The sequence below is a fragment of the Sulfuricaulis sp. genome (assembly GCF_041499725.1).
GTDB lineage: Bacteria > Pseudomonadota > Gammaproteobacteria > Acidiferrobacterales > Sulfurifustaceae > Sulfuricaulis.
In genome coordinates this window covers 1-10887 of the sequence record NZ_JBGQKW010000089.1, presented here as the reverse complement: position 1 = coordinate 10887, position 10887 = coordinate 1, and the positions used below count along the sequence as shown (strand labels likewise).

Here is a 10887-nt window from a genome sequence, read left to right as displayed (position 1 = left end):
GTGAAAGCCGACAGAATATACGGCCGTGAACCATCGCGCGTCGGGCCGAGGACGTTGAGGCCGTCGGCGGAATTGATAACCTGTTCCTGACGGTTTTTCATGACATCGCGCCGCGCCTGAGAACGCGCGAGCATCCATTCCTTCTCGTCGATTTTTCCGTCCTTGTCTAGATCGAAACGCCCGATCAGCTTCGGTTGGTCCTTTTTCCATTCGCCGAGCAGCGCACGCACGTCCTCATCCACCGATGGCATGCTGGTGTAGCTGCTCACGCTTTTCAAAAGCCCGAGCGCATAGAGCCGCTCGCCGGAGTTGATGCGTTCCTCGGTGAAGCGATAGGTGCTGCCACCGGAGTGGGTGTTGAGAAAGCCTGTGACGTAAGTGACGTGGGCGATGCCGCTCAGCGAGGAGCCGGATCGCCAGCTGTCCTTGTGTCGTGGCGTGACCTCCGCTCCCTCGGGATCGATGACCACCCGTCCCGTGTCGTCCTGCAGCCAGAAGGTTTCCGTGCTTTCGCCCTTGTCGATGGTCTCCCAGCGATGCTCGTTGCCCTTGCCGGTGGCCACGTATTCCTCGATTTTGTAGCGGTACCAGACGCAGGGCAGCCCTGAGAGCCTGGCGATGATCGGCGGGCCATCCATGAGCTTGCCGAGACCTTCGAGTTCCACGTATCCCTGTGGGGCTGAACGGATTTTGCAGGTGGGCGTGTCTTCGATGAGGCGGATGTTGCTCACATGGCGCCACGTGCGCCAGGAGCAATAGGCGGATCCGGCGGTCAGCACGGCCACGGCGATACCGACGACGGCCGGATCGCTTTGATGGATGCTGTGAGCCAGCCCGGCAAACCACTGGGCCAGCGGGCCGGGGGAAGCCATGTCTGGCTAGGTGTTGAACAGCGCCTTGACGTTCACGTCCCGGGTTTCGCTTACCGTGAATTTAAGCAGCGACTTCGGCTCGAACCGGAACAGCGTGGCGATCACGTTGTCGGGGAATTGCTCGATGCGTATATTGTTGGCGTTGACCGAATCGTTGTAGAACTCGCGCCGGTCGGCGATCTGCGCCTCGAGCTGTGAGATGCGGTCTTGCAGGTGCTGGAAGTTCTCATTGGCGCGCAATTCCGGATAATTCTCCGCCACCGCGAAGAGATTCATGAGCCCCGCCCGCAGCTGGGTCTCGGCGGCCCCGACGGCAGCTACGTCTCCCGCTTCGCGCGCGCTGTGCACGGCGGCGCGCGCCTGCGTGACTTTTTCCAGCACGCCGCGTTCGTGCTGCATGTATTGCTTGCACGCCTCGACCAGTTTCGGCAGTTCGTCGTGGCGCTGCTTGAGCAGCACGTCGATGTTCGACCACGCCTGGGCGACGTTATTCTTGAGCCGGACGAAATTGTTGTACATCGTGACGGCATACAGGAACAGCGCGGCAAAAATGCCCAAAAAGACAAAAGTGGCGATCGACATGATTTCTCCTTCGTCAGCCGGCAGGCGGCTTTAAAATGGAGTATAGCCGCCGAGGTGGCGGCTGCTAGGGAAGCGCTGAACAATTCCCGTTCGTGCCGAGCCTGTCGAAGCATGAAGGCAAATCTATTAATTACGCTCGAATCCGTTTCCCTTCGACAAGCCTGTCCTGAGCATAGTCGCAGGGCTCAGGGCGAACGGATTCGAGCTTACTCAGAGCTTCCCTGGGGCGTGTCGTCCAGCAGGGCGATGGCGACTTCCCTGACCTCACGGCCGTGGATGTCAAATCCGCGCATTTCGAGCCCCCCCTTCGCGCCGAGTGAAATAATAAGGTAAAGCACGCCGGGGTATTCATGCCGCTCGATGTCCGTGAGCGAGGGCTGTGGCGGGGAGTCGGGATGGGAGTGATAGATGGCGCCAAGCTCTTCGCCGTGCTCGCGCATACTACGCATGGCATCGATTTGCTCTTTAGGGTCGAGCGAGAAGAAGTGTTTTTTGTCGTCGGCGACATTGACGACGGGATAACATTTCTTGAAACCACGTTGGTCGCGGGAGATGAAACCGCAGATTTCCTCTTCCGGCGTTTTCTGCGCGAGCTGCATTAACTGATTGACGATACTCCGCGGGAGGCGGACAACGCTCATATCTCTCCGCACACCGGGCATAGCGGGTCCTTGCGCAATCGGATCTCGCGCCATTCCATATTGAGCGCATCGAACAGCAGCAGCCGGCCAGCCAGCGTCTGACCGATGCCGAGCAAGACCTTGAGCGTCTCGACCGCCTGGATCGAACCGATGATACCGGCGGCCGGGGCGAGGACGCCGAGCGTGGCGCAAGCCTCGTCGGGCCCGCCGCCTTCCGTGTACAGGCACCGGTAACAGGGGCCGCCCGGCGGGAACACCGCGACCTGCCCCTCGAAGCGCACCACCGCGCCGGAGATGAGCGGTTTGCCGGCGCGCATGCAGGCCGCGTTGATGGCAAAACGGCTCGCGAAATTGTCGGTCGTGTCCACCACGGCATCGACCTGTTGAACCTGCTCTTCGAGCGCGGCGCCTTCAAGTTTTTGATTGATTGTCGTGACACGCACGCCGGGATTGAGCGCAGCAAGTCCACGCGCGGCCGAGGCGGTTTTGTCCTGACCGACGCGTTCCGTTGCGTGGACGATCTGGCGCTGGAGATTGGTGAGGTCTACGCGATCGTGGTCCACAAGAACAAGATTACCCACGCCGCTCGCGGCGAGATACATCGCGACCGGCGAGCCCAACCCGCCGAGCCCGACGATCAGGACGCGCGAGGCAAGCAGCTTCTCCTGTCCGCGGACATCGATCTGCGGCAACAGGATGTGCCGGCTGTAGCGCAGGAGTTGTTTATCATCCATGGAAAATCGAATGGAACAGGTTCGGCCGTATTACAGGCGACAAGCCGTGATACGGTCGCGCCCGCCCAGATCCGGATAGCAAACGATATTACGATAGCCGAGACTATGCAAAAGCTGGCCGATGGCGGCAGCCTGATCCCACCCGTGCTCGAATAAAAACCAGGCGGCGGGATTCAGGTGCTCGCGGGCAGACACGGCGATCTGGCGAATGGCATCGAGTCCCTCGGGTCCGGCGGCCAGGGCTTGTTCAGGTTCGAAGCGCACGTCCCCTTGTTCCAGATGCGGATCATTGGCGCGCACGTATGGCGGGTTGCTCACCATCATGTCCAGTTTCATATCGACGAGAGGTTCGAACCAGTTGCCTTCACGGAATTCAATATTGGTCTGGCCAAACTTTTCGGCATTTGTGCGCGCGACTTCGAGCGCCGCCGGTGAAATGTCGGTGGCAATGATGCGGCATCGCGGACGTTCCTTCGCCAACGCCAAAGCAATCGCGCCGCAACCGGTGCCGAGATCGGCGATGATCCATTCGGCGCCCCGTGGAATAGTCGCCAGCGCCTTTTCCACCAGCAGTTCGGTTTCCGAGCGCGGGATCAGGGTCGCGGGTGATACGTTGAACTCCAGGGACCAGAATTCGCGCCTGCCGGTAAGATAGGCGATCGGTTCACCCTGGCGTCGTTGCGCGATTGTTATTTCCAGTCGGTTTAGCTGATCGTCGGTCAGCACAGCCTGTCCGCGCGCTATCAGCGCGCCGCGATCCAGCCCACAGACGTGCATCACCAGCACTTCGGCGTCGAGCCGTGGCGTGGGGCTTGTCGCCCGCAGCTCGCGTAGAGCGGTTTGCAGGACTTCGCTGACTGTCGGCGGCATATTATTCAGGACGGCGTGTTTCATGTTCAGGCATTCAGCGTCGCCAGCAGATCGGCCTGGTCGGCGCTGCGCAGCGCGTCGATGAACTCATCGAGCTTGCCTTCCACGACCTGATCGAGCTTGTACAGCGTGAGATTGATACGGTGGTCGGTCACACGCCCCTGCGGAAAGTTGTAAGTGCGAATGCGTTCTGAACGGTCGCCGGTGCCGACCAGGCTCTTGCGCGTGGCGGCTTCCTGCTCGCGTTGCTTGCGTCGCTCGGCCTCGAGCAAACGCGCGGACAGAATCGACATCGCGCGCGAGCGGTTCTTGTGCTGCGAGCGTTCGTCCTGGCATTCAACCACGATGCCCGTGGGCAGGTGCGTGATGCGGATCGCCGAGTCGGTCTTGTTCACGTGCTGGCCGCCGGCGCCAGAGGCGCGAAAGGTATCGACCTTGAGTTCCGCCGGGTTGATGGCGATGGCATCCACTTCCTCCGCTTCCGGAAGCACCGCGACCGTGCAGGTCGAGGTATGGATGCGTCCCTGGGCCTCGGTCTCGGGGACGCGCTGGACGCGATGCGCGCCGGACTCGAACTTGAGGCGCGAGTACACGTCTTTCCCGGCGATGCGGGCGATGATTTCCTTGTAGCCGCCGTGTTCGCCGGGGCTCTGGCTCATCACTTCCACGTCCCAGCCGTGGTTGGTGGCGTAATAGTTGTACATGCGGAACAGGTCGCCGGCGAAGATCGCCGACTCGTCACCGCCGGCGGCGGCGCGGATTTCGAGAAAGATGTTGCGGTTGTCGTTCGGGTCTTTCGGGAGCAGCAGCGTCTGGATTTCGGACTCGAGCCTTTCGATATGCCGCCGTGCCTCCGCGACTTCCTCCTGCGCCATCTCGCGGATGGACGGATCTTTGTCCTTGAGCATGGCTTGCGCGGTTTCCAGTTGCTCGTGGGCCGCGCGGTAGTCGCCGTACAGCTTCACCACCGGATTGATTTCGGAGTATTCCTGCGACAGCTTGCGGAACTGGTCCTGCTTGCCGATGACTTTAGGGTCGGCAAGCAGCCGTTCTATTTCCTCAAAGCGTTGCGCAAGGCTGGTGAGCCTTGTTTCGATGGAGGGATTCATGCTTACTCTTCGTGGAGGCCGAACAGGCGGCGCGCGGCCTCGAGCAGGGCGCCGTTGCCATCATGATCCGCCTTGCGCAGAACGTCGGTGGGGGCATGGGTGAATTTGTTGGTCAGCGCGCGCGCGAGCTGTTCGATAACCTTCGCCGGGTCCTCGCCGTGCGCAAGGCGCCGGCGCGCGCGTTCCACCTCGGCCTCGCGCAGGGCATCGGCCGATTCACGGATCGCGCGGATCGTGGGCACGGCATCGAGCGATTTCACCCAGCGCATGAAATCCACGACCTGGGTATCGATGATCTTTTCCGCCTCGCGCGCGGCCTCCTGGCGCGATTCCATGTTCTCCTGCACCACTTCCTTGAGATCATCGATGGTGTAGAGATATACGTCATTGAGTTCGCCGACCTCGGCCTCGATATCGCGCGGCACGGCGATGTCCAGCATGAACATCGGACGGTGCTTGCGCGCTTTCAGAGCGCGTTCCACCGCACCCTTGCCGAGGATGGGCAACTGGCTGGCGGTGGAAGCAATGACGATGTCGGCGTCGGCGAGACGCGTCGGCATTTCCGCGAGCGAAATGCCCTCGGCGTCGAACTGGCCGGCCAGCAGTTGCGCGCGCTCGACGGTGCGGTTGGCGAAGATCATGTGACCGGCGTCGTGTTCCCTGAGGTGGCGCGCGCAGAGTTCGATCATGTCGCCCGCGCCGATCAGCAGCACCGTCTGTTCCGAGAGCTTGTTGAAAATCTGCTCGGCCAGGCGCACCGCGGCCGAGGCGACCGAGACCGCACTCGCGCCGATCGCCGTGTCGGTGCGCACCTGCTTGGCCACGGTGAAGGTTTGCTGGAACAGGCGATTGAGGATTTTGCCGGTGACGCCGGCCTTGTGCGCGGTCGCGAAGGCCTCCTTCATCTGTCCGAGGATTTGCGGTTCGCCCAGGATCATGGAATCGAGTCCGGCCGCGACGCGGAACACATGCTTGACCGCCTCCTGGTCGGGATGCCGGTAAAGATAGGGATGAATGTCGCCGCGGTTCAGCCGGTGATAGTGGCAGAACCATTCGATGACCTGTTCGTCGTGCGCGGGCTCGAGCCCGCAATAGAGCTCGGTGCGGTTGCAGGTGGAGACAATCGTCGCCTCGGCTACGCCGCCGCTGCCGGTCACTTCATGCAAGGCGTTGACCAGCTTGTCGGTGGCGAACGCCGCCTTCTCGCGGATATCGACCGGCGCTGTGTGATGATTGATGCCAAAGGCGAGCAGGTGCATGCAGAAAACCGGGAAATAGCCGCTATTGCCTGCGATTTTGACCCATCAGGGTCCGCTGTCAAGTTTGGGGCGACCGCGGCGATTTCAATGCGTTAAGGGTCAGGAATGTTACCCCGAGTTCCGTGGCTATTAATAGGATTCCCAGCATGAGCAATATCCAGCGATTGTCCGACCACCACTGCGTCATCAGCACGCCCAGCCCCCAATTGGCGGTGACCAGTAGGAAAACCAGCGGCAGGAATACCGCCGACACGGGTCGTTCCAAGCGCCGCAGCGCTACGGCCAGCAGGGCAAAGCCGAGAATGGCAAGGAGCTGATCGGCCACGCCGAAGAGCGGCCACAGCATGAGCCCGCCGCGGCCATGGCCGTCATGCAGCGCAAGCAGAGCCGAGAGACCGACGGCTGTCACGATCAAAGCCTTTTCATTTCCCGGGACGAAAGCGGGATAGCGCTCGGTCAGGCCGGCGAGCAACTGTTTTTGCGCGCGCAGACCGGTTTCCAGGGTTGCGATCAGCAGGCCGATGATCACCACCGCCATGAGCGAGCGCGCGAACGCCAGGTCCAGCCCCAGTCCCGCGGCGTGGCGCGCAAAACCGTTGATGTACAGTTCGAGGACTGTGTGTAAATCCATGAATGTTTCCCAGGACGCGTAACGCTGGTTCCAGTCCTGGACGTTCGGCAGGCCGGTGCTCCCGATGATGATGGCGCTCAATGCCAGCAGCCCCAGCGCCAAGGCCCCGCCGTAGCCGATATAGCGTGCGTCGGCTTCGCGTTTCATTTGGCGCACGGTGACGGCATTGGCGGCCAGCAGGTGAAATCCAGCCACGGCGCCGGAGGTGAGCGTCACGAACAGCCACGGGAGTGTATCCGGAATGCCGGGCCCCGCGTGGAATTCCGGCGCCACCAGGCTGGGCTGATCGATCATCACCGCGGTGTAAAAGATGAAAAGCGCTGTCCCCAGCAGCAGCGCGGTGAGATAGCCGCGTGGACGCATCAGTTTCCACATCGGCAGGCGCGTGACGTAATAGCCGTAGGCGAACAGAAGCATGACCCAAACCACCGTGGCATCGAACGGGAAATACGACTCGGCCGTTTCGAGGCGCAGCGCCCCGGTAAAGCTCAGCGGATGATTGCCGAGCAGCCACACGACCATGAGACTCAAGGTGAGCGCGATCAGGGTGGCGGGGATGATCTCGAAGTCCTCCCTGCCGCGCAGGAAGTTCCCCAGGAACAGCGCCATCGCGGTGATGATCCAGAATGGCAGAACCGAAGCGGGGAACGCCGCCAGGAGTTGTGCCGCCAGCGTGGCGCAGGCCGCGTTCATGATGAGCAACAGCAGAAACACGACCAGCGCGAAGAGCGCATGTGCCGGGGAGCCCAGCAGGCGCGCGGCGATTTCGGCCGGATTGCGACCCGGATAACGCAGGGACAACCACAGCGCGCCCAGCCCGTACGTGCCGGCCGCGACCACGGTGCCGACCACGGCCCATAGAAATGCCGGAACCCATCCCCATATTAAGGAAGTGATGCACCCCGTAACGGCGGTGCCGGCCGCCAGCGAAGCCACATGTTGGCCGAAAATCAGGTGGCGGCCGAACGTGCCGGGTTTTTCTGCGGCAGGCCGGTCGGGCGAGGGTGTACTATAATAATCTTTCCCAAGGCGAAAAACGCCCAACCCCAGAAGCTTGGAGTAGAAGCGGTAGCCGAAGGCGAATACCACCACGGCTATCATCAGCAAAACCAGAGAATTCATGATCTGTCCGTGCCGTCAGACGCAATGTGAAAGAAAATCCCGCTACCAGCCCTATCCGCCGGTTGCGCCGCTTTTCTGATATTAGAGACTGTAATGACTATTTTAGATGGCGCGGCGAATCTCCGCGCGCGGCGGCGGTCATAAAGACATTCAGCCTGTCACCCTTAAGCGGTTCGAGAACTACTATATATGATCATTTCCCGTTTTAACGTCATCCCGGTTTTATTGACCTTTTCCTTGCTGACGGCCTGTGCCGGCACGGTGCAGACCGAGCCATCGCACGAAGCGACTCCGCCAGCCGCCAAGGCCGAAGAAACCCTGCCCAAGGTCAGCCTGCAGCCGGAAATGCTTTATGACCTGCTGATTGGCGAGATTGCCGGTCAGCGGGGACAGATCGGCGTGGCGGCGGAGACCCTCGGCAAGGTGGCGCAGCAGACGCGCGACCCGCGCGTGGCCGAGCGCGCGACGCTGGCCGCACTTTATGCCAAGCGTTATGACGAGGCGCTCCAGTCGGCACGGTTGTGGGTTGAATTGCGACCAGGCGATGCCGAGGCCAGAGAAGCGATGATCAGCGCGCTGCTCGAGCTTGACCGGGTCGCGGAGGCCAAAAGCCACTTCGAGGCGCTTTTCGGTCTGGAGGAAACCCGCCGCAATCTGGATCAGGCCTATCTGCGCGCCGCCGCCGTGCTGGGACGCGCCAGCAATCGTGCCGCGGCGATCGATGTGATGCAATCGCTGGTCGCATTGAATCCGCGCAGCGCCTCGGCGCATTTCGCCATGGCGCATCTCATGGTCCGTGGCGGCGACCTGGATAAAGCCCTGGCCACCATCGACGAAGTGCTGAAACTGCGTCCGAACTGGGAGGAGGCGGCACTGTTCAAAGCGCGCCTTCTGCTTGCGCAGAAGGATCCGAACAAGACACGCGCCTTCTTTGAATCGTTCCTCGACAGCAACCCGCGCGCGACCAACGTCCGGCTCAATTATGCACGCTTCCTGATCGATCAGAAGGAATGGCAGAAAGCGCTCGTGGAGTTCAAGCGCGTGGCCGCGGACGCCCCGGACGATGCCGATACCATTTATGCCGTGGGCCTGCTTTCGCTGCAGAACAACCTCCTGGAAGATGCCGAGAAATATCTGAAGCGCGCTCTCGAGCTCCGCCCGGAGAACGATCAGGCGCGACTGTACCTGGGGCAGGTCGCCGAACAGGGCAAGCGTTACGCGGAAGCCGTCCGTTGGTACCGCGAGGTGGATGACGGCGAATATTATTTCGAGGCGCAGTTGCGGCTCGGTGTGGTGCTGGCAAGGCAGGGCGATCTGGCCGGAGCGCGCCGGCAACTGGATGGCATCATGGCGCAAAACGACCCGCAACGTGTGCAAGCGGCGCTCGCCCAGGAAACGATTCTGCGCGAGGCCAAGCTGTATCGTGAAGCGCTCGAAGTACTGAATACGGCGATTCAGGCCGTGCCCGGAGACAAGGATCTGCTCTACGCCCGATCCTTGGCGGCCGAGAAACTCGGCATGCTCGACGTGACCGAACACGACCTGCGCGAAATCCTCAAGCATGACCCGAAGAACGTCAACGCGCTCAACGCCCTGGGCTATACGCTCACGGATCGCACCACGCGTTTCCAGGAGGCGCTCGAACTGTTGAACCAGGCCATCGAGCTGAAACCGGACGACGCTTACATCATGGACAGCATGGGCTGGTTGCAATACCGGCTCGGTAATAACACGGAAGCGGTGAAATACCTCAAGCGCGCGCTGGATGTGCGCAACGACGCGGAAATCGCCGCGCATCTCGGCGAGGTGCTGTGGGTGATGGGCAATCATCGCGAGGCCGAGTCCGTCTGGAACAGCGCCCTGCGCGAAACGCCGGACAACGAAGCGCTTAACGGCGTCATCAAGAAATTCAAACCATGAGATATGCGGCGGGCCTCCTTGGCCTGACCGCACTCGCGGCCGGGTGCGCCACCGCACCCTCGCTTCCCCCGGTCGAGAATCCCGCCGCCACCTGGCAGGCGCGACAAACGGAGTTGCGTCCGATCACGACCTGGAAAATCCAGGGGCGCCTGGCGATGCGCACGGCCGAGGAAGGATGGCAAGCGTCGCTGAATTGGGTGCGCGAGGGTGAGCGGTATCGCATCGATCTCGTCGGCCCCCTGGGGCGCGGCCATCTGCGATTGACGCGGGATGACCAGGGCGCGGAATTGCGCGATGCCGATCGACACGTATGGCGCGCGGAAAATCCAGAACAACTTTTATACCAGACCACCGGCTGGCGCGTGCCGCTCGATGGGCTCAATTACTGGGTGCTCGGCCTACCCTTGCCCGATACCGCGGCAAGCCAGGAACTGGACCCACAGGGACGCTTGAAAACGCTGGCCCAATCCGGCTGGGACATACGGTTTCTGGAATACACCCGCTACGGTTCGCTCGATTTGCCGAGTAAACTCTTCATCAAGAGACAGGGCCGTGACACGAACGGCAACCCGGCCGAAGACGCCACGCTCGAGGTGCGGCTGGTCATCGAACGCTGGGCATTAATTAATAAATAAAAACAGGAGTCATGGGATGCAAACCTGGCCGGCACCGGCAAAGCTGAATCTTTTTCTGCGTATCACGGGCCGGCGCGCGGACGGTTATCACAGCTTGCAAACGATTTTCCAGTTTCTCGATTACGGCGATGAACTGGAATTCACGATGACGGACGATGGACGCGTCACGCGCACCACGCCGTTTCCCGGCGTGGACGAGGACAAGGACCTGGCGGTACGCGCCGCGCGCCTGCTGCAAGGGACCACCGGCACCGGCCGCGGTGTACAAATCCGTCTGACCAAGCGCATCCCCGCCGGTGGCGGGCTCGGGGGCGGCAGTTCCGATGCCGCCACGACCCTTCTGGCCTTGAATGAGCTGTGGGACGCGAAGCTTTCCCGCGCGGAACTCGCGACGTTGGGGCTCAGGTTAGGCACGGATGTGCCGGTCTTCGTCCAGGGGCAGGCGGCCTGGGCCGAGGGGATCGGAGAAATCCTTACTCCCATCGAGCCGGAAGAGGCCTGGTATCTGGTGG

Annotated in this window: 11 protein-coding genes; 3 read left to right on the top strand and 8 right to left on the bottom strand. The window is 61.7% G+C overall.

What is annotated here, in order from left to right; genetic code table 11:
- The 8 genes from ACC569_RS12460 to ACC569_RS12425 all read right to left on the bottom strand — a co-directional run.
- A partial coding sequence (locus tag ACC569_RS12460) for a GIDE domain-containing protein (protein WP_372523860.1) occupies nt 1–872 on the bottom strand: 872 nt, incomplete at its 3' end.
- A 6-nt stretch (nt 873–878) separates the two neighbouring features.
- Complete coding sequence (locus ACC569_RS12455) at nt 879–1454, bottom strand: LemA family protein (protein ID WP_372523859.1); 576 nt, start codon at nt 1452–1454, stop codon at nt 879–881.
- Nucleotides 1455–1660: 206 nt separating this feature from the next.
- Nucleotides 1661–2095 (bottom strand): Mov34/MPN/PAD-1 family protein, encoded by a 435-nt coding sequence (locus ACC569_RS12450; RefSeq protein ID WP_372523858.1) that lies wholly within the window; start codon nt 2093–2095, stop codon nt 1661–1663.
- A complete protein-coding gene (locus ACC569_RS12445) occupies nt 2092–2829 on the bottom strand; it encodes a ThiF family adenylyltransferase (RefSeq protein WP_372523857.1) in 738 nt (245 codons plus the stop codon). Before ACC569_RS12445 ends, ACC569_RS12450 begins: the two co-directional genes overlap by 4 nt.
- Nucleotides 2830–2859: 30 nt before the next feature.
- Nucleotides 2860–3723 (bottom strand): peptide chain release factor N(5)-glutamine methyltransferase, encoded by an 864-nt coding sequence (gene prmC, locus ACC569_RS12440; protein WP_372523856.1) that lies wholly within the window; start codon nt 3721–3723, stop codon nt 2860–2862.
- Between the two features lie 2 nt (nt 3724–3725).
- Nucleotides 3726–4808, bottom strand: coding sequence for a peptide chain release factor 1 (gene prfA, locus ACC569_RS12435; RefSeq protein ID WP_372523855.1), 1083 nt, complete (start codon nt 4806–4808; stop codon nt 3726–3728).
- A 2-nt stretch (nt 4809–4810) separates the two neighbouring features.
- Entirely contained in the window at nt 4811–6067 is a 1257-nt protein-coding gene (gene hemA, locus ACC569_RS12430) for a glutamyl-tRNA reductase (RefSeq protein WP_372523854.1), read from the bottom strand.
- A 58-nt stretch (nt 6068–6125) separates the two neighbouring features.
- Nucleotides 6126–7820, bottom strand: coding sequence for a carbon starvation CstA family protein (locus tag ACC569_RS12425; RefSeq protein ID WP_372523853.1), 1695 nt, complete (start codon nt 7818–7820; stop codon nt 6126–6128).
- Nucleotides 7821–8009: 189 nt separating this feature from the next.
- Here ACC569_RS12425 and ACC569_RS12420 point away from each other — a divergent pair, with 189 nt between their 5' ends.
- From ACC569_RS12420 to ispE, 3 genes are all read left to right on the top strand, one after another.
- Nucleotides 8010–9740 (top strand): tetratricopeptide repeat protein, encoded by a 1731-nt coding sequence (locus tag ACC569_RS12420; RefSeq protein WP_372523852.1) that lies wholly within the window; start codon nt 8010–8012, stop codon nt 9738–9740.
- Nucleotides 9737–10375, top strand: a complete 639-nt coding sequence (gene lolB / locus ACC569_RS12415; protein WP_372523851.1) for a lipoprotein insertase outer membrane protein LolB — start codon at nt 9737–9739, stop codon at nt 10373–10375. Before ACC569_RS12420 ends, lolB begins: the two co-directional genes overlap by 4 nt.
- 16 nt (nt 10376–10391) lie before the next feature.
- A partial coding sequence (ispE, locus tag ACC569_RS12410; RefSeq protein ID WP_372523850.1) for a 4-(cytidine 5'-diphospho)-2-C-methyl-D-erythritol kinase occupies nt 10392–10887 on the top strand: 496 nt, incomplete at its 3' end.

Bases quoted from the DNA above. Each gene is read 5' to 3' on its own strand.
- prmC (WP_372523856.1), bottom strand. From the start codon at position 3,723: ATGAAACACGCCGTCCTGAATAATATGCCGCCGACAGTCAGCGAAGTC.
- hemA (WP_372523854.1), bottom strand. From the start codon at position 6,067: ATGCACCTGCTCGCCTTTGGCATCAATCATCACACAGCGCCGGTCGAT.
- ACC569_RS12450 (WP_372523858.1), bottom strand. From the start codon at position 2,095: ATGAGCGTTGTCCGCCTCCCGCGGAGTATCGTCAATCAGTTAATGCAG.
- ACC569_RS12455 (WP_372523859.1), bottom strand. From the start codon at position 1,454: ATGTCGATCGCCACTTTTGTCTTTTTGGGCATTTTTGCCGCGCTGTTC.
- prfA (WP_372523855.1), bottom strand. From the start codon at position 4,808: ATGAATCCCTCCATCGAAACAAGGCTCACCAGCCTTGCGCAACGCTTT.
- ACC569_RS12425 (WP_372523853.1), bottom strand. From the start codon at position 7,820: ATGAATTCTCTGGTTTTGCTGATGATAGCCGTGGTGGTATTCGCCTTC.
- ACC569_RS12445 (WP_372523857.1), bottom strand. From the start codon at position 2,829: ATGGATGATAAACAACTCCTGCGCTACAGCCGGCACATCCTGTTGCCG.
- ACC569_RS12420 (WP_372523852.1), top strand. From the start codon at position 8,010: ATGATCATTTCCCGTTTTAACGTCATCCCGGTTTTATTGACCTTTTCC.
- lolB (WP_372523851.1), top strand. From the start codon at position 9,737: ATGAGATATGCGGCGGGCCTCCTTGGCCTGACCGCACTCGCGGCCGGG.